Origin of the sequence: Amycolatopsis acididurans (assembly GCF_012328925.1) — a bacterium.
GTDB lineage: Bacteria > Actinomycetota > Actinomycetes > Mycobacteriales > Pseudonocardiaceae > Amycolatopsis_E > Amycolatopsis_E acididurans.
In genome coordinates, this window is record NZ_JAAXLS010000003.1 from 236,019 (window position 1) to 260,850 (window position 24,832).

Genomic DNA, 24,832 nt, shown 5'->3' on the forward strand with positions numbered 1-24,832 from the left:
GTGGCCGAGACCTACCCGAGATCCTGTGCCGTCCATCAACCGAATTTCTTTCCCCGCACCTCGACGCTCGCGAAGATCTTCCGCGCCGACGTGTGGGTGGTGCTCGACGACGTCCAGTTCAACGCGCGCGACTACCAGCACCGCGCGCGGCTGGCGACGCTGAACGATCCGGCAGCCCAGCGCTGGCTGACCGTTCCGGTGCACCGCCCGCGCGGCCGGGCGAGCCTGATCAACGAACTGCGCGTGGCCGACCCGGACGCCGCGCGCCGCGTGGCGCTGCTCGTGCGCCAGTACTACGGCCGGGGCCCGCACTGGCCCGCCGCGGCCGAAATCCTCGAGGAGGTGCTGGCCGAACTGGAGCTGACCGGGCTGCTGGTGAACGTGGCCGAGGTGTCCACCCGCGCGATGCTGGCCCGGCTCGGCTGGCGCGGCGAGGTGGTCCGCAGCAGCAGCCTGACCGCCAGCTCGCAGCGCTCGCCCCGGCTGGCCGACCTCACGCGTGCCGTCGGCGCGCACACCTACCTGTGCGGGCAGGGCGGGGCGCGCTACCTCGACGAGGCTCCGTTCGCGGCGCGCGGCCTCACCGTGGCATATCCGCCGCCGCCCGAACTCGCGCGCAAGGACGGGATGCGCACGCTGAGCGCACTGTGGGCGTTCGCCGCACTGGGTCCCGAAGCGATCCGGGACGAGCTGACCGGGCTTGACCTTCGAGTCGGCTGAAGCCCCACCATGGGCGCGTGACCAACTCCGGACTACTGACCATCGGCGCGTTCGCCCGCGCCACCGGGCTGACCGCGAGCGCGCTGCGGTTCTACGACGACTCCGGGCTGCTGCCCCCGGCCGGCGTCGACGAGAGCTCCGGCTACCGCTACTACGCGCCCGCCCAGGCCGAGCAGGCGCGGGCGATCCGCCGGCTGCGCGAGATCGGGCTGCCGCTCGGGGACATCGCGACCGTGCTGGCCTCCGGCGGGGAGGACGCGAGCCGCATCATCGACGGGCACGTCGCCGCGCTCGCGGACCACGCGCGCCGGGCACGGGAGACGGCCGCCACGCTCAAGGCCTCGCTGCCGGCCGTTCCCGCGCGGCCGTCGGTGTGCCTCGGGGGTGCGGTGTTCACCGCCGCGATCGACCAGATCCTCACCGCGGCCACCCCGGACCAGCCCGAGCTGCCCGTGCTCAACGGTGTCCGCATCGAGGTCTCGGCGGAGGCCATCGTGCTCACCGCGACCGACCGCTACTGGTTGTCCACCCGCACGCTCGTGCCCGGCCGGGCACCCGAGCAGGACTGGGCGGCCACCGTCGACGCGGACGACCTCCGGCTGGCGCTGCCATGGGCCCGCCGCAGGCACCGGCTCCGGCTGAGCCTGGCGCCGGGAACGCTGCGCCTCGACGGGGACGAGGACACGCGCGAATGCCGGACGCTGAGCGAGCCGTTCCCCGACTACCGCCGGATGCTGGCGTCCCTGCCCGCGATGCGCACCCGCGTCGTGCTGTCCCGCAACGCGTTGCTGCGGCGGCTGGAAGCGCTTCCCGGGCACCGGGCCCGGCTGGAGACGGGCGCGCAACTGCTCGTGTCCGGCGAACCGGTCGCCGCCGCGGTGACCGGACCCGCGATCGGCATCGAGTTCGACGTCACCGTCCTCTACCCCGCGATCAGCACCGCGCTGGGCCCGGACGTGATGCTCGATCTCGCCGCGCCGGACCAGCCGGTCGTCGTGCGCTCCGCCGACGACGGCGACCTCACCACCGTGGCCATGCCCGTCGCACCGGAAGGATCCTCCCGATGACCGACCTGACGATGACAGCCATCACCGGCGCGGTCGCGCTCGGCCACACCGGTGACACGGCGGGCGCGCGCGAAACCCTGCGCGGCCTATGGTTACGGCACCATGATCCGCCGCGCCACCGCGTCGTGATCAGCCCGTGGTGAACCGCTCCAGCGCACGGATCTTGTTGGTCGCGTCCAGCGCCGCGACCTTGTACGCCTCGGACAGCGTCGGGTAGTTGAACACCGCGTCCACCAGATAGTCCACGGTGCCACCACATCCCATCACGGCCTGTCCGATGTGGACGAGGTCGGTCGCGCCGGTGCCGAACACGTGCACGCCGAGCAGTTTCCGGTCCGTTGTGGACACCAGCAGCTTCAGCATCCCGTAGGAGTCGCCCGCGATCTGGCCCCGCGCCAGCTCGCGGTAGCGCGCCGTGCCGACCTCGTAGGGCACCGCCGAGGAGGTCAGCTCGGCCTCGGTCGCGCCGCAGTAGGAGATCTCGGGGATCGTGTAGATGCCGATCGGCTGCAACGCGCCGAGTTCGTGGGCCGGTTCGCCGAACGCGTGGTAGGCCGCGAGCCTGCCCTGGTCCATCGACGTGGCCGCCAGCGCCGGGAAGCCGATCACGTCGCCGACCGCGTAAATGTGCGGCACCTCGGTGCGGTAGTGCTCGTCGACGGTGAGCCTGCCCCGGTTGTCCGCCACCAGCCCCGCCGCGGGCAGATCCAGCTCGTCGGTCATGCCCTGCCGCCCGGCCGAGTACATCACCGCGTCGGCCGGGATCCGCTTGCCGCTGACCAGGGTCGTGACCGTGGCGTCGTCGGACACCGCGACGTTGGCGACCTTCTCCCCGAACCGGAAGGTCACCGCCAGATCGCGCAGATGGAACTTCAGCGACTCGACGATCTCCGGATCGCAGAACTCGAGCATCCGCTCGCGCTGCTCGACGACCGTGACGCGGCTGCCGAGCGCGGCGAACATCGACGCGTACTCGATGCCGATCACCCCGGCGCCGACCACGACGAGCGAGGACGGGATCTCCTCCAGGCGCAGGATCTCGTCGGAGTCGAGCACCCGTTCGGCGTCGAAGTCGACGTGACCGGGGCGCGCGGGGCGGGTGCCGGTGGCGATCACGACGTGGGCGCCGCTGAGCAGCGCGCGATCGCCCCGGTGCGCGCCGGCGACCGCGACCGTGTGCGGATCGACGAACCGGCCCGTGCCGGGGAGCAGGTCCACGTGGTTGCGCAGCAACTGCGCCCGCACCACCTGCACCTCGCGACCCACCACGTGCCGGGTGCGGGCCATCAGGTCCGCGATCGTGATCTCCTGCTTGACCCGGTAGCTCGCCCCGTAGAGATCGCGCTGGTTCATCCCGGTCAGGTAGAGCACGGCCTCCCTCAGCGTCTTCGACGGGATGGTGCCGGTGTTGACGCACACGCCGCCGACCATGTCCTGCCGGTCGACGACCGCGACGCGCTTGCCCAGCTTCGCGGCGGCGATGGCCGCCTTCTGCCCGCCGGGCCCGGACCCGATGACGATCAGGTCGTAGTCGTATTCGGTCACCCGCCAAGCCTGCTCACCACCACCCCGGCGCGCAAGACAAGCCATCGTCCTTTACCCGCGCTTGGGAAACTCGCAACACTGGTCTCACCTGGTGATCACTATCTTGGTGTGAGTGCGTGGGGTGCCGAGACTTCTGACTTATTGTGCCGTCGCCGGAGTGCTGGCCGCGGGTGTCGCCGCGCCCGTCGCGCTCGGCGCCGGGCTGCTGTCCAACCAGGTGAGCGACGCCGTCGACGGGATCTCCGCGACGCTGGCCAACAGCGATCAGCCGCTGGTGACCACCGTCACCGACCGCGACGGCAACCCGATCGCGACGCTGTACGACCAGTACCGGGTACCGGCGACCTACGACCGGATCTCCAACGCCGCCAAGGCCGCGATCGTCTCGATCGAGGACCACCGGTTCTTCTCCGAGGGTGGCGTCGACGTCAAGGGCATGGTGCGCGCGGCGCTGCACGACAGCTCGGGCGGCAGCACCCAGGGCGGCTCGACGATCACCCAGCAGTACGTGAAGAACTACCTCATCAACGTGGTGGACCGGAACAACAAGGCGGCCCAGTACGCCGACAGCGCCGACACCATCGCGCGGAAACTGCGTGAGGCCAAGATCGCGGTACAGCTCGGCCAGACCGAGTCCAAAGAGGACATTCTGACCGGATACCTCAACGTGGTCGAATTCTCCGGCAACATCTACGGCATCGGCGCCGCCGCGCAGGCCTACTTCCACACCACACCGGACAAGCTGGACGTGCAGCAGTCCGCGTTGCTGGCGGGCATGGTGAACAACCCGAACCTCTACAACCCCTACACGCACCCCGATCAGGCCCTTCAGCGGCGCAACGTCGTGATCGACGCGATGGTGACCAACCGGATGCTGGACGCGTCCGACGCCGAGACGGCCAAGGCGGCGCCGCTCGGCGTCGTCGAGGGCGGTCCGGACCTTCCGTCGAGCACCTGCATGGGCGCCGCGCCCGACGCCGGTTTCTTGTGCCAGTACGCCGAAAGCTACCTGGAGGCGGCCGGATTCACCCAGGACCAGCTCGCCACCGGCGGCTACACCGTCAAAACGACGATGGACCCTGGCGTGAGCCAGGCCGTCAAGGACGCCGTGGACGCGAACGTACCGACCACACAGGACGGTGTCGCCAACACCTTCGCGGTGGTGCGCCCCGGGTCCACGACGCACGAGGTGCTCGCGATGGTCGCCAACCGCAACTACGGCACCGATCCGGCCAAGGGTGAGACGTCCACCGACATGGTCGCCAACGCCTCCGACGTGTTCGGGGCGGGCTCGTCGTTCAAGATCTTCACCTCGGCGGCGGCGATGGAGACCGGCAAGGCCGGGCTGAACACCCCGCTGCCCAACCCGGACGGCGACTGCTTCACCCCGCCCAACGCGAACCAGTACACCAGCTGTTACCCGGTGCGCAACGACGGGCACTACAGCAACCCGATCTCGCTGCGGGACGGGCTGGCGCTGTCGCCGAACGTGGCCTTCGTGGGACTGGAGTCGAGGGTCGGGATGCCCGCGGTGCTCGACATGGCGCGGCGGCTGGGCCTGCGGTACTCGCTGAACACCAACGACGCCGGGGCCACGCCCGACCCGTCGTCGAGCAACACGCAGTACAGCCAGCCACAGTCGCAGTACTTCCAGGACAAGCTCTCCTTCACCCTCGGCGACAGCCCGGTCAGCCCGCTGGAGATGGCCAACGTGTCCGCGACGCTGATGAGCGGCGGGACGTGGTGCCCGCCCAACCCGATCCTGTCGGTCACCGACCGGTACGGGGCGCCGGTGCCGGTCAAGCAGCAGGCGTGCGAGCAGGCCGTCTCCCCCGCGATCGCGAACACGCTGGAGGCGGGCCTGAGCCAGGACACCGTGTCCGGTACCTCGGCGACCGCGGCCAAGGCCGCGGGCTGGCACCACGCCGACATCGGCAAGACCGGTACGACGCAGGAGAGCGAATCGGTCGCCTTCGTCGGCGGCGTCGACGACTACGCCGTGTCCTCGCTGGTGTTCGCCGACGGCCGGACCCCGCAGGAGATCTGCCCCGGCACCCCGGTGCACCTCGGCAACTGTGGTAACGGCGCGTTCGGTGGCACGGTCGCGGCACCGCCGTACTTCCGCGCCTTCACCACGATCCTCGGCAACCGGCCGGACATCCCGCTCCCGGCGCCCGACCCGGCCTACCTCGACGCGCGGGGCTGAGCCGAGATCGGCACCCGAGTGCTGCCGAACCCGTGCTCGCGCGGGCTTCCCGGCCGTGCTCCGGCGGTACCGGGACGTGCGGCGGAAGCGCCTGCTCCGTCAGCGGCTGAACGCCCCGACCCCGTTGGCGACCGCGCGTTCGATGCCGTCGGACGGGGAGTTGCGCACGGTCGGCATCTGGCCGGGATCGGCGAACGCGAGCGCGCTCGAGCCGCCGCCGTCGAGGTTCACCCCGGACGCCGCGCCCAGCGAGCGCAGCTGCGCGGCCACCTCGGCCACGCTCATCCCGGTGCTGGCCGTGGTCCGGCCGTCCACCGTGAGCAGGTAGGCCGTGCGGCCGTCCGCGCTCGCACCGGCGGCGGTGCGCGGCGCGACCGTGGTGGCGTCCAAACCGGACAGTGGCTGCCCACCGGCCAGGATCGGGAAGCCGCCGACGGCGAACTCGAACGGCGGCACCTTCGCTTCTCGCAGCCTGCTGCCCACGCTGACGTGGTCGCCGGGGTCGAGTGCCTTCAGTTCGCCGGCACCCTTCTCCCGGCCGACCAGCACCACGGTGCCCGGCGGGATTTCGCCCGCGCCCGGCGTTCCCGACTCCGTGGTCACCACGCCGTCGCGCACCACGACCTCCTCGGTCGCGGTCGTGCACGCGGCCTCGCGGTCGGTGTCGGTGCCACACGCCGCCCGCGCCCGCGAGACCTCGCCCCAGTCGTGGGTGTAGACGCCGATCCCGTCTACCGGCAGCGCGTACTGGTTGAGCCCCTCGACGTCGAAAACGCCCTTGGCGGAACGGATGGCACCGGTCAGCTCCAGGCTGGACACGCGCGCCCGGCGGTCCTCCCCCATGCCGAACACGATCTTGGTGCTCGCCCCGGGCGGCATGCCGGGGCCGAAGCGCTGCCCGTCGGGCACCGCGAACTTGAGGTCGTGCCCGTCGGCGATCTCCGGCCCCACCGAGGAACCGGTGGGCGTGATCCCGGGATGGGCGTCGCTGATGTTGAAGAAGTCGCCGTTGACCCCGGCCACCGCGTGCTGGGCGGTGGTCATCGCGGACACGGTCGCGCGCTCGGCGATGTCCTGCGGGTGCAGCAGCCCCAGGTCCGCGCGCCGCAGATCGACGGTCACGAGGTGGACGACGGCGGGGCCGTGCGCCGTCTGGACGGTGTAGGACCGGTAGCTCACGGCCGGGCCGGTGCTCGCCGCGGCCACGGGCGCCACCAGCAGGGTCAATGCCGCGGCCAGCGCGGCGCAACGACGGAAGATCCTCATCGCGGCCCCTTCGATCGGCTCTGCTCCGCGCAAAGCTGATCATGCCGGGGTGAACGGGGATCCGCCTCCCGGTGAACTCACACCCCGATGATCGCCGCGATGACCCCGTCGACGTCGACCAGTTCGCTTTCGGCGCCCACCGGCACGAGCTGATCGGTCGCGTCGAGGAAGGACTCCACGTCCTCACGCCGCATCTCGACCACCGCGTAGCCGTCGGGCGACTCCAGTTCGAGCACGAACACGTCCTGTTCGAGGGACAGATCGGGACGCACCCGCACATCGCCGCGTCCCGCGGGCTCGGTCAACCCGAGCAGCAGCAGATCCCGCGCGAACACCCACTCGATCCAGACGCCCTGCTCGGCGCGAAAGGACAGCGACACCGCGAAGGGATCGCCGGCCACATAGGACCAACGGGAGAACACGGGCGTGCCGCACCCGTTGAGGGTCACGAACTGGTGGTGCTCCACGACGCCGGGGGCCATGGCGATCCTCCTGTTTGCGAGGCTGTCACAGACCAGACGTCCGGGATGGCCCCGCGTTACGCCGGTTCCGGGAAGAAAATCGCACACCTCGACCCGGGCGCGCCGCGACCGGCGCGACTGTGCACGATGACCCGGTGCCACACGACGACCTCGCCGAAGCCGACACCGGCCCGATCCGCCGGATCCCGCCCGCTTCCGGCTCCCCAGGCGACGCCACGGGCTACGACTGGTTCGCCGGCGAGCCGGGCGCGCAGCAGCCGGTACGGCGCGAAGCGGGCGCCGCACGGCCCGCTCGCGCGCGACGAGAGGCACCGGCCAAGGCCCGGTCGGACCGCGAACCGGCCAAAGCCGGGACGGTGCCGCGGCACGAACCGGCGACCGCGCGGCCGGGCGGCGTGGCGAAGACCCACCGCCGCGATGCCGACGCCGGTCACGGCCATGGACACGCGCACGGGCCGGCGGCACCGGCGTCACGGCGCGTCCGGCTGCTGCTGATCTGGCTGCTCGCCCCGCTCGCGCTCGCCACCGTGGTCGCCGCCTTCGTGCTCTACCCGTGGGGCACCGCGAAACCCACCAGCACCTACCAGTCCGGCACCCCGGTGCACGGCACCATCACCACCGCGATCAGCGGCCCGTGCCTCGCGCCCGGCCAGGTACACGTGGGTGACCAGCCCGGCACCACCGAGAAACCGTGCCTGACCGTGAACGTCGCGCTCACCGACGGGCCGGCCGCCGGCTCGGCCGTCCAGCTCATCGTCCCCATCGAGCCCAGCACACCCAGGTTCGCCGCCAGGGACGACGTCGTGCTCAGCTACAACGGCGGCGACGCCCACGATCCCAGCTCCTACCAGCTCGTCGACTTCCAGCGCGGCCTGCCGCTGGCCGTGCTCGCGGGGCTGTTCGCGATCGCCGTCGTCGTGCTCGGCCGCTGGCAGGGCCTCGCCGCGCTCGGCGCGCTGGTACTCAGCTTCGTCGTGCTCGTGCTGTTCGTGCTGCCCGCGATCCTCGGCGGGCAGAACCCGCTGCTGGTCGCGATCGTGGGCGCGGGCATCATCATGTTCATCGCGCTCTACCTCACGCACGGCCTGTCCGCGCGGACCTCGGTCGCGGTACTGGGCACGATCGTCAGTCTCGCGCTGATCGGCGTGCTGTCGGTGATCTTCTCCGCGGCCGCGTCGCTCACCGGCCTGGACGACAGCACCTCGACGCTCATCGGCTCGCTCGGGCACGGCATCGACGCACGCGGGCTGCTGCTGGCGGGGATCGTGATCGGCGCGCTCGGCGTGCTCGACGACGTCACCGTCACCCAGACCAGCGCCGTGTGGGAGCTGCGCCGCGCCAACCCGGCGCTGAACTGGCGGGAGCTCTACAGCGCGGGCCTGCGGATCGGGCGCGACCACGTGGGTTCGGCGGTCAACACGCTCGTCATGGCCTACGCCGGCGCGGCGCTGCCGGTGATGCTGTACTCCTCGATCTCCGGGGTCGGGCTCGGCGCGATCCTCGGCTCGCAGGACATCGCGCAGGAGATCGTGCGGACGCTGGCGGGCAGCGTCGGCATCGTCGCGGCGGTACCCGTCACGACCGTGCTCGCCGCACTCATCGCCGGCCAGCAGAAACCTCAGGCGTCACAGCAGTAAACAGCGGTCACAGGCCGCGAACCCGGTGTGGTGATCACCCGGAAGGTGGGGTAGGAAGGCCCGCAGCGAGCAGAGAGGGGCCTGCGATGGACTGCGGACTTGCACGACGCCTGTCCCGCGCCGCTCGCACCACGACGAACGCGGTGCGCGGCGTGCCCCGGCTGACCGTGGTGCTCGCCGAGATGCGTGACGCGGTCAAGCAGATCGAGCGGCTGGCGACCTTCGCCGCGCAGGAGCTGCCCGAGGTGATCTACCAGCTCGAGCAGATCCGCGGGCAGCTGGCCGAGATCGAACGCCGCGTCGTGGCCTCCCGGCCCGCGGACAACGGCCGGGTGGCTAGTCGAGATGAGCGACGAAGCGGCTCACCGCGTCCATCGTGAACCGCTGCGCGAGCTTGCCCGAGGGCGCCGCCGACGCGAGCCGGTAGAGCGGGCGGTCGGGTGCGCCATCGCCCCGCGCCTCGGACTTCAGCTGCGCCACCAGCAGTTCCGAGAACACCATGCCGTTGGCCTCGATGTTGTTCATCAGCGCGTTGGCCAGCCGCCGCAGCGCCAGCACACCCAGTTCGCGCCCGCCGGTACCGGCGTAGACGGCGAGGTCGATCTTGACCCGCCGGCGCCGGTGTTGCCCGGTGCCCAGCAGCAGGCTCACCGTGCGCATGCCGCGCAGGTCGGTGACGAGCAGGTCGATCCGGTCGGCCCCGGTGATGCTGACCGGCCGGGTGCGCCACGTGCGCACCAGCACCTTGTCGCCCTCCAGCCACAGCCTGCGCCGGACGTTGTAGAGCACGACGTAGAACAGCGGGAGCGCCACCACGGCCGCGACCACCAGCCCCGCGATCCGGCCGCCGATCAGCCCCGCGATCCCGCCGAATGCCGCCGCGAACAGCACGGCACCGATCAGCCCGGACACGAGACGACGGCGGCGCAGGGCCGCGTTCTCCTGATGCAGCGGCAGCCGCTCGGGCTCGCGCGCCGGATTCGGTTCGCTCACCGCGCGCTCATCCCGGCCAGCAGTGGATTGCCCGCCCGCTCGCGGCCGATCGTGCTCGCCTGGCCGTGTCCCGGCAGCACCACGGTGTCGTCGGGCAGCGTCAGCAGCTTGCCCCGTAACGACTCCGCGAGCACGCGCTGGTCGCCGCGGCCGATCGAACCGGCGAACAGCGTGTCACCGGTGAGCGCGATCCGCCCGCCCTCGGCGGTGCGGAGCCGGAAGATCACCGACCCCGGCGTGTGTCCCGGAGTGTGGTCCACCGCGATGTCCAGACCTGCCAGCTCCAGCGTGTCGCCGTCGGCGAGATCACGCGCGGACGCGTCCAGCAGCTCGCGGTCGCCGGGATGGATCCAGACGGCCACCCCGTGCTCGGCCGCCAGTTCCGCCGCGGAGGCGACGTGATCGGCGTGGCCGTGGGTGGCGAGCACCCCCTCAGGCGTCAAACCGTGCTCCCGCAACGCTTTCCGCACTCCTTCGCGAGCATCCTGGCCGGGATCGACGACCACGCACCGGGTGTCGGTGCCGGTGGCCAGAAGGTAGCAGTTGGTCCGCAACGGGCCTGCCGCGAACCCGACGACGAGCACCAAACTCACCTCCCGTTGATCCGGCGCGCCCACCCTAACCGGACCTCTACAGGGTTCTCACAGGCTGTGCCCATAGACTGCCGCCACCCGAACGGTGACGTCGAGTGGATTCTGGAGTGCAGGTGGCGACCAACCAGCAGCGTCGTGAGGCGGCGAAGCGCAAACTCGAACGGCAGCTCGTTCGCCGTGCCGAGCGGGCGCGACGGCGCAAGATCGTCGGCGTTGGCGTGACCGTGGGCGCGGTCGTGGTCGTCGCCGGCCTGGTGGTCTTCTTCACGACCTTCGACGGCGGATCGTCGAACAACGCCGCGCCGCCCAGCACCGCGCCGACCAGCCAGGTTCAGATCCCCACCCAGCGGGTCACTGAGGCCGCGCGCCCGACGCCGCTGCCCAATCCCACGACGTGCGACTACCCCGCCTCCACGACGCAGCAGGCCGGCAAGGCGGCCAAGGCGCCCAACGGCAAGAACGTGCCCTCCACCGGCACCGTCAACGTCACCCTGCACTCCTCGGTGGGCGACATGCCGCTGACCCTGGACCGCGCGCTCGCGCCGTGCACCGTGAACAGCTTCCTGAACCTGATCAACCAGAACTTCTACACCGACACCTCGTGCCACCGGCTGGGCACCGAGGGCCTGCAGATGCTGCAGTGCGGCGACCCGACGGGCTCGGGCATGGGCGGCCCCGGCTACACCATTCCGGACGAGAACTTCCCGCAGCTGACCTACGGCCGCGGCATCCTGGCGATGGCCAAGACGTCCCAGCCCAACAGCGGCGGCAGCCAGTTCTTCATGGTCTACGGCGACGCCCAGCTCAGCCCGGACTACACCGTGTTCGGCTCCATCTCCGACGCCGGCCTGCAGGTGCTGGACAAGGTGGCCCGCGACGGCGTGGACCCGGCGTCGGCGGCGCAGAGCCAGGCCCAGGACGGCACCGGCGCGCCGAAGACCCCGGTCAAGTTCACCGGCGCCACGATCTCCTGACCGCAGGCCGTGGCGGGCCTCAGCGGTAGGTGAACTTCGGCGTGCGGCGCGCCAGGAAGGCGGCCACACCTTCGGCGTAGTCGTCGCCGTGCAGGGCGTCGGACCAGATCGCGTCGAACTCCGCGTCGCTGTCCTGCTGGCCCGCCACGATCTTCTCGATCACGCGGTTCATCCCGCGCACCGAGGCCTGCGAGCGGGCGCACAGGGTCTCGGCGAACGCGGTGACCTCCTGCTCGAACGTTCCCGGTTCGAACGCGTCGTTGAGCAGACCGATCTCGCGCGCGCGGGTGGAGTCGATCAGCAGGCCCGAGAGCAGGAAGTACCGGGCGTGCGCGGGACCGATGAGCGAGACGAGCTGCCGGGTGGACAGAAACCCGTAGACGATGCCGAGCTTCGCCGGAGTGATGCCGAACCGCGCGCCGTGCTCGGCGAAGCGGAAGTCGCACGCGACCGAGATCTGGCAGCCGCCGCCGATGCAGTTGCCGCGGATCTTGGCGATGCTGGGCTTGCGCATCCCGGACAGGGCACGCACGGCGTTCTCGACGACCTTGTCGTAGGCGGCGGCGCCTTCGGCCGAGGACCGCAGCCGGCCGAACTCGCTGATGTCCGCACCCGCCGAGAAGTCCGTGCCCGCACCGGTGAGCACGAGGACCTTGAGCGCGGGATCGGCCTCCACCTCGGTCACGACGTCCGGGATCGCCGACCACATGCCGTGCGTGATCGCGTTCTTCTTCTCCGGCCGCGCGAACGTCAGCAGCCCGATCTCGCCGTCCCGCGTGAACTCCAGCCCATCGACCATGGGACGACCCTAGCCGCCGCGGCTACGAGGCAGACGTGACTCGGTACACGTCGTAGACGCCCTCGACGCCGCGGACGACCTTGAGCACGTGGCCGAGGTGCTTGGGGTCGCCCATCTCGAAGGCGAACCGGCTGACCGCGACCCGGTCCCGCGACGTGGTCACCGACGCGGACAGGATGTTGACCTTCTCGTCGGCCAGCACCTTCGTCACGTCCGAGAGCAGCCGGTGCCGGTCCAGGGCCTCGACCTGGATGGACACCAGGAACACCGAGTTCTCCGACGGCGCCCACTCGACCTCGACCAGCCGCTCCGGCTGCTTGCGCAGGTCTTCGGCGTTGGTGCAGTCGGTGCGGTGCACGCTCACGCCACCGCCGCGCGTGACGAAACCGAGGATCTCGTCGCCCGGCACCGGGGTGCAGCAGCGCGCCAGCTTGGCCCACACGTCGCTCGCGCCCTTGACGATCACGCCGACGTCGCCCGCGCCGCGCCGCCGCGTCACGGTGGACGGCGTGGACCGTGCGGCCAGCTCCTCCTCGGCCTCCTCGACGCCGCCGATCAGCGCGACCAGCCGCTGCACGACGTGCTTCGCGCTGGTGTGGCCCTCGCCGACGGCCGCGTACAGCGAGCTGATGTCCGGGTGCCGCAGCTCGGCGGCCAGCGCGCCCATGGACTCGGCGGACACCAGCCGCTGCATGGGAAGGCCGACCTTGCGGATCTCCTTGGTGATCGCGTCCTTGCCCGCCTCGATCGCCTCGTCGCGGCGTTCCTTGGCGAACCACTGCCGGATCTTCGCGCGGGCCTTGGGCGAGCGCGCGAACTGCAGCCAGTCGCGGCTCGGTCCGGCGTTCTCCGCCTTGGACGTGAAGATCTCGACCACGTCGCCGTTCTCGAGCTTGCGCTCCAGCGCGACCAGCCTGCCGTTGACGCGCGCACCGATGCAGCGGTGCCCGACCTCGGTGTGCACGGCGTAGGCGAAGTCGACCGGTGTACCGCCGACCGGCAGGGTGACCACGTCACCCTTGGGCGTGAACACGAAGATCTCGCGGGCCGCGAGCTCGTAGCGCAGCGAATCGAGGAACTCGCCGGGGTCGGCGGCCTCACGCTGCCAGTCGAGCAGCTGCCGCATCCACGCCATCTCGTCGACGTCGACGGCGGTGCCCTTGTGGGTGCCCTTGGTCTCCTTGTAGCGCCAGTGCGCCGCGATGCCGTACTCGGCGGTGTGGTGCATCTCGTAGGTGCGGATCTGCACCTCGAGCGGCTTGCCGTCCGGCCCGATCACGGTGGTGTGCAGCGACTGGTACACGCCGAAGCGGGGCTGGGCGATGTAGTCCTTGAACCGGCCGGGCATCGGCTGCCACAGCGCGTGCACGACGCCCATGGCCGCGTAGCAGTCGCGCACGTCCTCGACCAGGATGCGCACGCCCACCAGGTCGTGGATGTCGTCGAGATCGCGGCCGCGCACGATCATCTTCTGGTGGATCGAGTAGTAGTGCTTGGGCCTGCCCTCGACCTTCGCGGTGATCCGTGAGTTGCCCAGGCTCGTGGTCAGCTCGTCGATCACCTTGCGCAGGTAGATGTCACGCGAGGGGGCGCGGTCGGCGACCAGGCGCACGATCTCGTCGTACTTCTTGGGCTGCAGGATCGCGAACGCGAGGTCCTCCAGCTCCCATTTCACCGTGGCCATGCCGAGCCGGTGCGCGAGCGGCGCGAGGACCTCCAGCGTCTCCTTCGCCTTGCGGGCCTGCTTCTCCGGCGGCAGGAACCGCATGGTGCGCATGTTGTGCAGCCGGTCGGCGAGCTTGATGACCAGCACGCGCGGATCGCGGGCCATCGCGATGACCATCTTGCGGATGGTCTCGGCCTCGGCCGCGGTGCCCAGCTTGACCTTGTCCAGCTTGGTCACGCCGTCGACGAGCTGGGCGACCTTGTCCCCGAAGTCCTCCGCCAGCTGCTCCAGCGAGTAGCCGGTGTCCTCCACCGTGTCGTGCAGCAGCGCCGCCACCAGCGTCACGGTGTCCATGCCCAGCTCGGCCAGGATGGTGGCGACCGCGAGCGGGTGGGTGATGTAGGGGTCGCCGGACTTGCGCCGCTGGTCGCGGTGCAGCTCCTCGGCCACGTCGTAGGCGCGCTGCAACAGGCTCAGGTCGGCACCGGGGTGCAGCTCGCGGTGGATCGCGGCCAGCGGTTCGAGCACCTGCTTGACCGAGGCGGCACGCTGCGCCGTGATGCGCCGCGCCAGCCGGGCACGCACGCGGCGGGTGGCCGAGGGCGCCCTGGTGACGCCTTGATGCGTCAACGCGTTGTCGTGGGGCGCCGCTGAATCCAGCTCCTGGCTCACCCCCACCTCCTGCTCATCGCGCGTGCCGTACCTGGAACATCAAGCGTAACGCGCGTAGGCCGACAGGCGGTGTACCGGCTGTGCTTCACACCACCTGCAGGGAGGACACCTTCCGCCCGCCGAGCGCGGCCCGGCCGTCCAGCGCGGCCAGCTCCAGCACCACGGACACGCCGGAGACCACACCCCCGGCGTTCTCCAGCAGCGTGCACGCCGCGTTGACGGTGCCGCCGGTGGCCAGCACGTCGTCCACGACCGCGACCCGCGCGCCGGTGCGCACGACGTTCTCCGGCAGTTCGAGCGTGGCCGTGCCGTACTCCAGCGCGTAGTCCACCCGCCCGGCCACCGAGGGCAGTTTGCCGGGTTTGCGCACCAGCACCACGCCCAGCCCGCGCGCGTAGCCGACGGCGGCGGCGAGCATGAACCCCCGCGCCTCGACCGCCGCCAGCAGCTCCACGTCGGGCTCGACCGTCCCGGCCAGCGCGTCGGTCACGGCCGCGAAGCCGGGACCGTGCGCGAACAACGGCGACAGGTCACGGAACAGCACGCCCGGTTCCGGAAAGTCCGGGATCTCGGCGATCAGGCCGAGCGCCTCGTCCAGATTCACGCCTCAGCGCTTCCGCTTGCCCGAGGGCCTTCCGCGCCGTGGCGAGCGCGGCGCCGACTTCGGGGTGCGCGCCGGGACACTGGCCGCCGCCGCGTACGCCTTTTCCTTGCGCAGCTCGGCTTCCAGCTCCTCGTCGTCGCTCGCGTCGAAGTGCTCCTCGGCCTCGGCCTTCTCCTGCTCGCTCGCGCGGCGGGCACGCCGGGCCATCACCCGGGCGGCCTGCTCCTTGTACTTCGGGTTGCGCATCTTGAAGTCGACCAGCAGCGGCGTGGCCAGGCCCAGCGAGGACAGCACGCCAGCGAGCATGCCGGTGAGCTGCACGAGCGCGAGATCCTGCAGGGTGCCCGCGCCGAGCAGGATGTAGCCGACGACCAGCAGGCCCAGCACCGGCAGCAACGCGATGATCGCGGTGTTGATCGAGCGCATCAGCGTCTGGTTCAGCGCGAGGTTCGCGGCTTCGGCGTAGGTCCGCCTGGTCAGCCCGAGCAGCCCGCGCGTGTTCTCCTTGACCTTGTCGAACACCACCACGGTGTCGTACAGGGAGAACCCGAGAATGGTGAGCAGGCCGATCACCGTCGCCGGAGTGACCTCGAAGCCCACGAGCGAGTAGATGCCCGCGGTGACCACGATGTCGTGTACCAGCGCGACGAGTGCCGAGACCGCCATCCAGCGTTCGAAGTAGATCGACAGGAACACCGTCACCAGCACCATGAACACCGCGAGGGCGATCAGCGCCTGCCGGGAGATCTCGCCACCCCACGACGCGCTCACCGCGCTGTCGCTGATGACCTGCTCGCTGGCCTGGCCGTTCGAGCCGACCGGCTGCAACTCGGTGAACAGCGACTGCTTGACCTTGCCGACCTGGTCCGCGGTCAGCGTCTCCGACCGCAGCTGGATCGTGGCCGCGGCACCGACGCCGACCGACTGCGCCGAGGAGGGCTGCTGGTTCAGCGCATCGGAGAACGAGCGCTTCGCCTCGTCGACGGTGATCACGCCGTGCGTGCCCTTGGCGGGCAACTGGATCAGCGTGCCGCCCTCGAACTCGATGCCGAGGTTGAAGCCGCGGATCCCGATCGACAACAGGCACACCAGCACCAGTGCGCCGAAGAAGACGTACCACCGCTTGCGCTTGCCGACGATGTCGAACGCGCCCGTGCCCACGTAGAGCCGGTGGAAGACGCTTTCCTTCTTCTTCGCGGCAGGCGTGCTCTGCTCAGTGCTGGCCACCTCACGCCTCCTTCGCGGCCGCGGCGGCGGCTTTACGGCTGGCCCGGCGCTGCGTGGCGAGCGTCTGCACGCCGCCGAGGCCGGTGAGCTTCGGGTTGGACAGGGACTTCGACCGCGTCGCGAGCACCACCAGCGGATGCGTCACCAGGAACACCACGACCAGGTCGAGCACGGTGGACATACCGAGGGTGAACGCGAAGCCCTGGACGTCGCCGACCGCGATCGCGTAGAGCACCGCGGAGGCCAGGAACATGACCGCGTCGGAGGCGAGGATCGTGCGCCGCGCCCGTACCCAGCCGCGCGGCACCGCGGACCGGAACGTTCTGCCCTCGCGTATCTCGTCCTTCAGCCGTTCGAAGAACACGACGAACGAGTCCGCGGTGACACCGATCGAGATGATGAACCCGGCGACACCGGCGAGGTCGAGGGTGAACCCGATCCACCGCCCCAGCAGCACCAGCACCCCGTAGACGACGACGCCGGACAGCGCGAGCGACACGATGGTGAGCGCGCCGAGCAGGCGGTAGTAGAACAGGCAGTAGACGAACACCAGCGCCAGTCCGACACCGCCGGCGATCAGTCCGGCCTCCAGGGAGGCCAGACCCAGCGTGGCGGACACCGTGGTGGCGTCGGAGGACGTGAACGACAGCGGCAGCGAGCCGTATTTAAGGATGTCGGCGAGATCCTTGGTCTGCTGCTGGGTGAACTGGCCGCTGATCTGGGTGTTGCCGTCGACGATCGCGTTCTGCACGGTCGGCGCGGACACCACCTGCGTGTCGAGCACGAAGGCGGCCTGCTGGTTGATGTTCTTGGTGGTGAAGTCGGCCCAGGTCGACCGGCCGCCGGACTTGAACGTCAGGTCCACGGTCCAGCCCGCCTTGCCCTGCGCGGGCGGCGAGGACACCGCGTTGTCGATCTCGGTGCCCTGCAGGAACACGGGGCCGAGCAGGTACTTCTGCGCCCCGTCCTGGCTGCACGCCAGCAACGGAAGGTTCGGATCGTCGTTGCCCTGCAACGGATCCTGGGTGGAGCAGGTGAACGCCGACAGCGCCTGCTGCGCGGTGGCCGCCGGGGCGAGGCCGTCCCCGCTGCCGGTCACCAGCGCCGGATCCTGCCGGGTCGCCTTGGCCTGCTGGATCGCCTGCGCCGACTGCTCGGCGGCGGTTCCCGGCGGCGGCGCGGCCGGCGGCGCGGTCGCCTGCTGCGCGTCGAGCACCTTGCGGATGCCCAGCTTGGCGGTCTGCCCCAGCTTCTTGGCCTGGTCGCCCTGCGCGCCGGGCACCGTGATCACGATGTTGTTGCCGTCGAGGATGACCTCGGTGCCACTCACGCCGATGCCGTTGACGCGGCGCTCGATGATCTGGCGCGCCTGGTTGAGCGAGTCCTTCGACGGCGCCGATCCGTCCGGGGTGCGCGCGGTCAGCGTGACCCGGGTGCCGCCCTGCAGGTCGATGCCCAGTTTCGGCGTCGGCTTCCCGCCGCCGGTGAAGAACACCAGCGCGTAGAGCACGACCACGATCAGTACGAAAAAGCCGAGATAGCGGCCTGGACGGATCCGCCCGGCGGGTGGTGCCACTGTGGTCGTTCTCCTCGGGAATGGGTCTTGGACTGGTGCCCCGCTGACAGATCCCGGACCTTACTCCCCTGCCCGTGAACGCAGCGTTGCCCCCGGCGTCAGATCGGTGACGCCGGGGTGCAGCCTAGGCAACCGGCCTCAGAGCCCGTTTTCCGCCCCTGTGCAGGGCAAATAGGTTACGGGGCTTACTTGCTCGGCTTGTGCTCGAGCGGCGGTGCGACCTGCGGCCCGGAGGCCTCGTCCTCGGCCTTGTCCACCACCGGCTCGGCCGTGGTGACCGCCTCGTCCTCGGTCTCCTCGGCCTCGAGGTCGTCCACCTGCGGCGCGACCTTCTCGCGCACCGCCTGCCGCAGCCAGGTGGTCACCAAGCCGGGCGCGATCTCGATGTCGATCGTGGTGTCGCCGCTCGCGTCGGCCACGGTGCCGTACAGGCCCGAGGTGGTCATCACGCGGTCACCCTCGGTGAGGCTGCCCAGCAGCTTCTGCTGCTCCTGCGCGGCACGCTTCTGCTTGCGTGTCCCCATGATCAGCGGGATCGCCACGACCAGCATGAGGAGCAACGGCAGGAAAAGCTGATTCATGATTCTCCATTCGGCACACGCGGCGCGCGCGCCTATTTGTCCGGATGTACTCTATCGAGTGTGCCAGGTGCTACCGCAAAGCTCAGCACCCGGCTTCAATCGAACAGACTCGATTGCTCCGAACGGCCGTAATCCGCGGGCGGTCGCAGGCCCAGATGCTCCCACGCGGTCGCGGTGGCCACTCGTCCTCGTGGAGTCCGCGCGAGCATACCTGCCCTCACCAGGTACGGCTCGCACACCTCCTCCACCGTAGTCGGCTCCTCACCGACAGCCACCGCGAGCGTGGACACCCCGACCGGTCCCCCGCCGAAGGAGTTGACCAGCGCCGAAAGCACCGCGCGGTCGAGCCGGTCCAGGCCCAGCTCGTCCACGTCGTAGACCTCGAGCGCCGCGCGCGTCACCTCCAGCGTGATCCGGCCGTCCGCGCGCACCTCGGCGTAGTCCCGGACGCGGCGCAGCAGCCGGTTCGCGATCCGGGGTGTGCCGCGCGAGCGCCGCGCGATCTCCGCGCTGCCCTCGGGGTCGATCGCGATGCCGAGGATCGTCGCCGCGCGCGTGACCACCAGGTCCAGCTCGTCGTCGCCGTAGAACTCCATCTGGCCGGTGAAGCCGAAGCGGTCGCGCAGCGGCCCGGTCAGCGCACCGGACCGGGTGGTGGCCCCGACCAGCGTGAACGGCGCGATCTCCAGCGGGATGCTGGTGGCGCCGGGCCCCTTGCCGACGACGACGTCGACCCGGAAGTCCTCCATCGCCAGGTACAGCATCTCCTCGGCGGGGCGGGCGATCCGGTGGATCTCGTCGATGAACAGGACATCGCCCTCGGCGAGGTTGGACAGCATCGCGGCGAGGTCGCCGGCCCGTTCGAGCGCGGGACCCGAGGTGATGCGGATCGAGGCGTCCAGCTCCTCGGCGATGATCATGGCGAGGCTCGTCTTGCCGAGCCCCGGTGGGCCGGACAGCAGCACGTGATCAGGCGGAACCCCGCGCCGGCGCGCGCTCTCCAGCACCAGTTCCAGCTGCTCACGCACCCGCGGCTGGCCGACGAACTCGGCGAGCTTGCGCGGCCGCAGCGTCGTCTCGACCTCACGCTCGCCCGTCTGTGGCAGCGCCGAGAGCGTCTCGTCGTGCTGATCGGCGTCGAAGTCGGTCACGCTCTCATCGTGCATGCTCGCGCCTTAACGCTTGCGCCCGAGGGTGGTCAGCGCGGCCCGCAGCACGGACGAGGTGTCCGACTGCTCGCCTGCCGCCAGCACCTTCTCGACCGCCTGTTCGGCCTGCTTGGCGGGGAAACCGAGCCCGGTCAGCGCCTCGACCACCTCGCCGCGCACGGCCGATCCCGCGGTGGCGGGCGCGGCGTCCGGGCCCGGCGCGGCGGCGGTGACCTTGTCCCGCAGTTCGAGGGTGAGCCGCTCGGCGCCCTTGCGGCCGATGCCGGGCACCTGGGTGAGCACGGTGATGTTGCCTTCGGACAGCGCGGTGCGCAGCTTGTCCGGGTCGAGTACGGCCAGGGCCGCCAGCGCGAGCCTCGGCCCGATCCCGGACACCGTCTGCAGCAGGCCGAACAGCTCCCGAGCGTCGGCCTCGGCGAACCCGAACAGGGTCAGCGAATCCTCGCGCACCACCAGCGCGGTGTGCAGCATGGTCTGCTCGCCGCGGCGCAGCATCGCCAGTGTGGCCGGCGTGGCCTGCACCGCGAGCCCGACGCCGCCGACCTCGACGACCACGTGGTCGAGCCCGATCGAGAGCACCTGCCCCCGTACCGACGAGATCATCGCGCCGCTCCCTTCGCTTTCTTCGCCGCCGCGGCCAGCCGCGCCTTGTGCGCCTTCGCCAGCTCCGCCGCGCGCGCCTCCGCCTCGGCCAGCCGCGCCCGCATCGGCTCGCGCCACAGATGGCAGATCGCCAGCGCGAGCGCGTCGGCGGCGTCGGCGGGGCTCGGCGCCTCGGCGAGCCCCAGCAGCCGCGTCACCATACCGGTCACCTGGGCCTTGTCGGCGCGGCCCGAGCCCGTCACGGCGGCCTTGACCTCGCTCGGCGTGTGGAACACGACCGGAAGGCCGCGGCGCGCGGCCGACAGCGCGACCACTCCCCCGGCCTGCGCGGTGCCCATCACGGTGCGGACGTTGTGCTGGCTGAACACCCGCTCCACGGCCACCGCCTCGGGCCGGTAGCGGTCGAGCCATTCCTCCACGGCCTCGGACACGCGCAGCAGGCGGGTGGCCAGCGAGGCGTCCACGGGGGTACGCACGACGTCCACCGCCACGCAGCTGACCGCACGGCCCTTTCCGCCGTCCACCACACCGAGCCCGCACCGCGTCAGCCCGGGGTCGACACCGAGCACTCGCACCTGATCGCCTCCCAACCCGAACACCAGTTCGGAGGCTACCGGTAGCACCCCTGCCCGCCCGGCAGGACGCGCCGGACGGCACGAATGTCCACTATGGACCGTCGATGCCGGGTGTCCAGCACTCGGGACGGCCGCTCTCGGTCAGCACCGGCTGCCATTGCGCGAAACCCTCGGGCGCGTCGGCGTCCCACGGCCATTTGCCCTCCGGCGTGGCGACGATGATCTGCAGCGCGGGGAAGTCACCGTCGGGGTAGACGACGAACGCGCTGCCGAAGTATTCGGCGTAGTGGCTGGGATGCACGTGCTCGAAGGTGACCGGCACGCCCTCGAAGAAATCGTCGTAGATCTTGCCGACCTCGAACGGGCCGCCGGTGGCCGCGCGGTCCACATAGGCGTCCAGCAGGATCTGCGCCATGCGTTCGGGAAGACCGATCACGACGGCTTCCGGCACCTGGTGCGCCGCCCACACACAGGCCGTGAAGCAGAAGCCGGAACCCTTGTCGTCGGCGGGAACCGAGATGACCGCGTTGCCGCGCCGCTCCGCCTCGGCGACGATCCACTCGAGCAGTTCGTGATCTTCGGGTGCGAGGGTCTCCGCGTCGGTCTCGATCGTCACGGCGGGCATTCTGCCGTACGCGATCGCGCACGTACAGTACCGGGCACGCAAAAAGTCCCGGTATGCCTTGGCACACCGGGACTTTCCGTTTCCGGGGTCTTCCTCAGACCTCGGCGAGCACCTCGTCGTTCTTCCTCAGACCTCGGCCAGCACCTCGTCCGGGACGTGGAATTGAACGCAGTGCGTAGACGTTCTTCCTCAGACCTCGGCCAGCACCTCGTCCGGGACGTCGAAGTTGGCATACACGTTCTGCACGTCGTCGCAGTCCTCGAGCGCGTCGATCAGCTTGAAGACCTTCTTCGCGCCGTCGGCGTCCAGCGGCACGTTGACCGAGGGCAGGAAGCTGGCGTCCGCGGACTCGTAGTCGTAGCCCGCCTCCTGCAACGCCTTGCGGACGTCCACCAGATCGGTCGCCTCGGACACGATCTCGAAGCTCTCCCCGAGATCGTTGACCTCCTCGGCGCCCGCGTCCAGCACCGCCAGCAGAACGTCGTCCTCGGACAGTTCGTTCTTGGGCATGATCACCACGCCCTTGCGGTTGAACAGGTACGCCACCGAACCCGGGTCGGCGAGCGAGCCGCCGTTGCGGGTGAGCGCGGTGCGCACCTCGGAGGCGGCACGGTTGCGGTTGTCGGTCAGGCACTCGATGAGCACCGCGACACCGTTGGGGCCGTACCCCTCGTAGGTGATGTTCTGCCAGTCGGCGCCGCCGGCCTCCTCGCCGGCGCCACGCTTGCGCGCGCGCTCGATGTTGTCCTGCGGGACCGAGTTCTTCTTCGCCTTCTGGATGGCGTCGTACAGCGTCGGGTTGCCGTCCGGGTCGCCCCCGCCGGTCCGCGCGGCGACCTCGATGTTCTTGATCAGTCTCGCGAACAGCTTGCCACGCTTGGCGTCGAGGGCGGCCTTCTTGTGCTTAGTGGTCGCCCACTTGGAGTGGCCGCTCATCTCTCCTCCATCACATCGTTTCGTGCACCATCTTCACGAAGAGCCGGTGCACCCGCTCGTCGCCAGTGAGCTCCGGATGGAAGGCGGTGGCGAGCACCGCTCCTTGCCGGACCGCGACGATCCTAGCGGCAGCCTCACCGGCGTCGGACGTGTCCGGCACTCTGGCCAGTATCTCCACCCCGTCGCCGGCCTTCTCCACCCAGGGGGCCCTGATGAACACGGCGTGTAGCGGGCCGCCGTCGAGGCCGGTGAAATCGAGGTCGCCCTCGAAGGAATCCACCTGCCGCCCGAAGGCGTTGCGGCGCACCACCACGTCCAGCCCGTCCAGCTGCTGCTGATCGGGCCTGCCGTCGAGCACCTGCCTGGCCAGCAGGATCATCCCGGCGCAGGAGCCGTAGACGGGCATCCCGCCGGCGATGCGCCGCCGCAGCGGTTCGAGCAATTCGAACGTCTCCAGCAGCCGGGACATCGTGGTGGACTCGCCGCCGGGCAGCACCAGCCCGTCGGACTCGGCCAGCTCGGCCTGCCTGCGGACGGGTCTGGCCGCCGCGCCCGCGTGCTCCAGCGCGGCCACATGTTCGGCCACATCACCCTGGAGTGCGAGCACGCCGATCGTTGGCTTCCTGCTCACCGGACCTCCTTGACAAACACTCTAAGCTGCGGATTCGCCGATGCGGCCGTTTTGTCGGTGGGTGGCGCTAGCTTCCTGACCATGACCAACATCGTTTCGCTGCGGGACGAGCCGTTCGGGCTCGAGGCCTACCTGGCACGCCGGCACGCGGAGTTCGCCGGCGGCCCCACGATGGCCGAGATCCTCGACGACCTCGATCGCCATCGCGACGGCAGCCGCCTGACCACCGGGCTGATCGTCGCCTCGGTGCGCGCGGGCCGGGACGGCACCGGCGATGACTAGCTCCCGGTTCGTGCTGGACGCCTCCGCCGCGATCGCGCTGCTCGCCGGCCGGCACCCCGATCCGGCGCTGCGCCGCCGGGTGCTGACCGGGTACCCGGCGGCCCCGGAGATCCTCGACCTCGAGGTCCTCGGCACGCTGCGCGGGCAGCTGCGTGCCGGCACGCTGACCGCGCCGCTCGCGCGCCGCGTCGCCGAACAGCTGCGCGTGCTGCCCGTCGACCGCGCCCCGCACCGGCCGCTCGTCACCAGGATCTGGCAACTGCGGGACTCGGTCACGGCCTACGACGCAGCCTACGTCGCGCTGGCCGAGCACCTGCGTGTCCCGCTCGTCACCGCCGACGCCGCGCTGGCCGGCTGCGACGGCCACGAGGCCGAGATCGAGCTCTACCCCGCGTCCTGACTCACCAGCCGCGTTCGGCGAGCCGGTGCGGCTCGGGCACGTCGTCGACGTTGATGCCGACCATCGCCTCGCCGAGGCCGCGGCTGACCTTCGCGATCACGTCCGGGTCGTCGTGGAAGGTGGTGGCCTTGACGATCGCCTCGGCACGCTTGGCCGGGTCGCCCGACTTGAAGATGCCCGAGCCGACGAACACGCCCTCCGCGCCGAGCTGCATCATCATCGCCGCGTCGGCCGGGGTCGCGATCCCACCGGCGGTGAACAGCACGACCGGCAGCTTGCCCTTCTCCGCCACCTCGCGCACCAGCTCGTAGGGCGCCTGCAGCTCCTTGGCCGCCACGTACAGCTCGTCCTCGGGCAGCGAGGTCAGCCGCCGGATCTCGGCGCGGATCTTGCGCATGTGCGTGGTCGCGTTGGACACGTCGCCGGTGCCGGCCTCACCCTTGGAGCGGATCATCGCCGCACCCTCGTTGATGCGCCGCAGCGCCTCGCCGAGATTCGTCGCCCCGCACACGAACGGCACGGTGAAGGCCCACTTGTCGATGTGGTTGGCGTAGTCGGCCGGGGTGAGCACCTCGGACTCGTCGACGTAGTCGACACCGAGCGACTGCAGCACCCGCGCCTCGACGAAGTGCCCGATGCGGGCCTTGGCCATGACCGGGATGGAGACGGTGTTGATGATGCCGTCGATGAGGTCCGGGTCGCTCATGCGCGCGACCCCGCCCTGCGCGCGGATGTCGGCGGGCACGCGCTCCAGCGCCATGACGGCGACGGCGCCGGCGTCCTCGGCGATCTTCGCCTGCTCCGGCGTGACCACGTCCATGATCACGCCGCCCTTGAGCATTTCCGCCATACCGCGCTTGACGCGTGCGGTGCCGCGCTCGGGCAGGGGGGAACCAGTGGACTGAACTTCGGACACGGGAGACGCCTTTCACGGCCGGGATGAACTTGCCGGTCTCCAGTCTAGGCCCGGGTGGACCGCTTCCCCAGGCCAGTAAGCCCCAAT

Annotated in this window: 27 protein-coding genes; 9 read left to right on the plus strand and 18 right to left on the minus strand. The window is 70.6% G+C overall.

All coding sequences use genetic code 11. The annotated features are described in order from the left end of the window. The 3 genes from HFP15_RS07725 to HFP15_RS07735 are packed head-to-tail and all read left to right on the plus strand — an operon-like array spanning position 1 to position 1,930. Positions 1-720: a WbqC family protein gene (locus tag HFP15_RS07725; RefSeq protein ID WP_168512957.1), complete on the plus strand. Its 720-nt coding sequence runs from the start codon at positions 1-3 to the stop codon at positions 718-720. Between the two features lie 17 nt (positions 721-737). Then, on the plus strand, positions 738-1,787 hold the full coding sequence (locus HFP15_RS07730; protein ID WP_168512959.1) for a DNA polymerase III subunit beta family protein: 1,050 nt from the start codon (positions 738-740) through the stop codon (positions 1,785-1,787). Next, entirely contained in the window at positions 1,784-1,930 is a 147-nt protein-coding gene (locus tag HFP15_RS07735) for a hypothetical protein (RefSeq protein ID WP_168512961.1), read from the plus strand. The genes HFP15_RS07730 and HFP15_RS07735 overlap by 4 nt, the downstream gene beginning before the upstream one ends. Here the strand turns inward: HFP15_RS07735 and sthA are convergent. Beyond that, the gene (gene sthA / locus HFP15_RS07740) at positions 1,917-3,377 is read right to left on the minus strand and encodes a Si-specific NAD(P)(+) transhydrogenase (RefSeq protein ID WP_168512963.1); all 1,461 of its coding nucleotides are present in this window, start codon (positions 3,375-3,377) and stop codon (positions 1,917-1,919) included. The two genes, HFP15_RS07735 and sthA, sit on opposite strands and share 14 nt — an antisense overlap. A gap of 67 nt (positions 3,378-3,444) precedes the next feature. Between sthA and HFP15_RS07745 the strand changes: the two genes are divergently transcribed. Next, complete coding sequence (locus HFP15_RS07745) at positions 3,445-5,538, plus strand: transglycosylase domain-containing protein (protein ID WP_168512965.1); 2,094 nt, start codon at positions 3,445-3,447, stop codon at positions 5,536-5,538. Positions 5,539-5,637: 99 nt separating this feature from the next. On the opposite strand, the gene HFP15_RS07750 is transcribed toward HFP15_RS07745, so the two are convergent. After that, on the minus strand, positions 5,638-6,804 hold the full coding sequence (locus HFP15_RS07750; protein WP_168512967.1) for a phosphodiester glycosidase family protein: 1,167 nt from the start codon (positions 6,802-6,804) through the stop codon (positions 5,638-5,640). A 77-nt stretch (positions 6,805-6,881) separates the two neighbouring features. After that, complete coding sequence (locus HFP15_RS07755; protein WP_168512969.1) at positions 6,882-7,286, minus strand: SsgA family sporulation/cell division regulator; 405 nt, start codon at positions 7,284-7,286, stop codon at positions 6,882-6,884. Between the two features lie 134 nt (positions 7,287-7,420). On the opposite strand from HFP15_RS07755, the gene HFP15_RS07760 reads away from it, so the two are divergent. Then, positions 7,421-8,923: a YibE/F family protein gene (locus HFP15_RS07760; RefSeq protein ID WP_376768860.1), complete on the plus strand. Its 1,503-nt coding sequence runs from the start codon at positions 7,421-7,423 to the stop codon at positions 8,921-8,923. 86 nt (positions 8,924-9,009) lie between these two features. Further along, positions 9,010-9,303, plus strand: coding sequence for a hypothetical protein (locus HFP15_RS07765; protein ID WP_168512971.1), 294 nt, complete (start codon positions 9,010-9,012; stop codon positions 9,301-9,303). Here HFP15_RS07765 and HFP15_RS07770 read toward each other — a convergent pair. Both HFP15_RS07770 and HFP15_RS07775 read right to left on the minus strand, forming a co-directional pair. Then, entirely contained in the window at positions 9,260-9,916 is a 657-nt protein-coding gene (locus tag HFP15_RS07770; RefSeq protein WP_168512973.1) for a hypothetical protein, read from the minus strand. The two genes, HFP15_RS07765 and HFP15_RS07770, sit on opposite strands and share 44 nt — an antisense overlap. After that, positions 9,913-10,500, minus strand: a complete 588-nt coding sequence (locus HFP15_RS07775; protein ID WP_168513252.1) for an MBL fold metallo-hydrolase — start codon at positions 10,498-10,500, stop codon at positions 9,913-9,915. The genes HFP15_RS07770 and HFP15_RS07775 overlap by 4 nt, the downstream gene beginning before the upstream one ends. Before the next feature lie 122 nt (positions 10,501-10,622). On the opposite strand from HFP15_RS07775, the gene HFP15_RS07780 reads away from it, so the two are divergent. Next, on the plus strand, positions 10,623-11,483 hold the full coding sequence (locus tag HFP15_RS07780) for a peptidylprolyl isomerase (protein WP_168513254.1): 861 nt from the start codon (positions 10,623-10,625) through the stop codon (positions 11,481-11,483). A gap of 19 nt (positions 11,484-11,502) precedes the next feature. Here the strand turns inward: HFP15_RS07780 and HFP15_RS07785 are convergent, their stop codons facing one another. The 12 genes from HFP15_RS07785 to pdxT form a co-directional block, all read right to left on the minus strand. Then, positions 11,503-12,282, minus strand: coding sequence for an enoyl-CoA hydratase/isomerase family protein (locus HFP15_RS07785; RefSeq protein ID WP_168512975.1), 780 nt, complete (start codon positions 12,280-12,282; stop codon positions 11,503-11,505). A 22-nt stretch (positions 12,283-12,304) separates the two neighbouring features. Beyond that, positions 12,305-14,620, minus strand: coding sequence for a RelA/SpoT family protein (locus HFP15_RS07790; RefSeq protein WP_168512977.1), 2,316 nt, complete (start codon positions 14,618-14,620; stop codon positions 12,305-12,307). An 85-nt stretch (positions 14,621-14,705) separates the two neighbouring features. Further along, the gene (locus tag HFP15_RS07795) at positions 14,706-15,224 is read right to left on the minus strand and encodes an adenine phosphoribosyltransferase (RefSeq protein WP_168512979.1); all 519 of its coding nucleotides are present in this window, start codon (positions 15,222-15,224) and stop codon (positions 14,706-14,708) included. A gap of 3 nt (positions 15,225-15,227) precedes the next feature. Beyond that, the gene (gene secF, locus HFP15_RS07800) at positions 15,228-16,451 is read right to left on the minus strand and encodes a protein translocase subunit SecF (RefSeq protein ID WP_168512981.1); all 1,224 of its coding nucleotides are present in this window, start codon (positions 16,449-16,451) and stop codon (positions 15,228-15,230) included. Between the two features lies 1 nt (position 16,452). After that, the gene (secD, locus tag HFP15_RS07805) at positions 16,453-18,027 is read right to left on the minus strand and encodes a protein translocase subunit SecD (protein ID WP_168512983.1); all 1,575 of its coding nucleotides are present in this window, start codon (positions 18,025-18,027) and stop codon (positions 16,453-16,455) included. Positions 18,028-18,212: 185 nt separating this feature from the next. Beyond that, a complete protein-coding gene (gene yajC, locus HFP15_RS07810; RefSeq protein WP_168512985.1) occupies positions 18,213-18,608 on the minus strand; it encodes a preprotein translocase subunit YajC in 396 nt (131 codons plus the stop codon). A 95-nt stretch (positions 18,609-18,703) separates the two neighbouring features. Further along, complete coding sequence (gene ruvB, locus HFP15_RS07815; RefSeq protein ID WP_168512987.1) at positions 18,704-19,774, minus strand: Holliday junction branch migration DNA helicase RuvB; 1,071 nt, start codon at positions 19,772-19,774, stop codon at positions 18,704-18,706. Between the two features lie 9 nt (positions 19,775-19,783). Beyond that, positions 19,784-20,380 (minus strand): Holliday junction branch migration protein RuvA, encoded by a 597-nt coding sequence (ruvA, locus tag HFP15_RS07820; RefSeq protein ID WP_168512989.1) that lies wholly within the window; start codon positions 20,378-20,380, stop codon positions 19,784-19,786. After that, complete coding sequence (gene ruvC, locus HFP15_RS07825; protein ID WP_168513256.1) at positions 20,377-20,955, minus strand: crossover junction endodeoxyribonuclease RuvC; 579 nt, start codon at positions 20,953-20,955, stop codon at positions 20,377-20,379. The genes ruvA and ruvC overlap by 4 nt, the downstream gene beginning before the upstream one ends. 91 nt (positions 20,956-21,046) lie before the next feature. After that, positions 21,047-21,580 (minus strand): DUF4262 domain-containing protein, encoded by a 534-nt coding sequence (locus HFP15_RS07830; RefSeq protein WP_168512991.1) that lies wholly within the window; start codon positions 21,578-21,580, stop codon positions 21,047-21,049. 189 nt (positions 21,581-21,769) lie between these two features. Beyond that, a complete protein-coding gene (locus tag HFP15_RS07835) occupies positions 21,770-22,516 on the minus strand; it encodes a YebC/PmpR family DNA-binding transcriptional regulator (RefSeq protein ID WP_168512993.1) in 747 nt (248 codons plus the stop codon). Between the two features lie 10 nt (positions 22,517-22,526). Beyond that, positions 22,527-23,147: a pyridoxal 5'-phosphate synthase glutaminase subunit PdxT gene (pdxT, locus tag HFP15_RS07840; protein WP_168512995.1), complete on the minus strand. Its 621-nt coding sequence runs from the start codon at positions 23,145-23,147 to the stop codon at positions 22,527-22,529. Between the two features lie 81 nt (positions 23,148-23,228). On the opposite strand from pdxT, the gene HFP15_RS07845 reads away from it, so the two are divergent. Beyond that, entirely contained in the window at positions 23,229-23,429 is a 201-nt protein-coding gene (locus HFP15_RS07845) for a hypothetical protein (protein WP_168512997.1), read from the plus strand. Beyond that, positions 23,422-23,829: a type II toxin-antitoxin system VapC family toxin gene (locus tag HFP15_RS07850; RefSeq protein WP_168512999.1), complete on the plus strand. Its 408-nt coding sequence runs from the start codon at positions 23,422-23,424 to the stop codon at positions 23,827-23,829. The genes HFP15_RS07845 and HFP15_RS07850 overlap by 8 nt, the downstream gene beginning before the upstream one ends. Before the next feature lies 1 nt (position 23,830). Here the strand turns inward: HFP15_RS07850 and pdxS are convergent, their stop codons facing one another. Next, a complete protein-coding gene (pdxS, locus tag HFP15_RS07855) occupies positions 23,831-24,745 on the minus strand; it encodes a pyridoxal 5'-phosphate synthase lyase subunit PdxS (RefSeq protein WP_168513001.1) in 915 nt (304 codons plus the stop codon). Between the last annotated feature and the right edge of the window lie 87 nt (positions 24,746-24,832).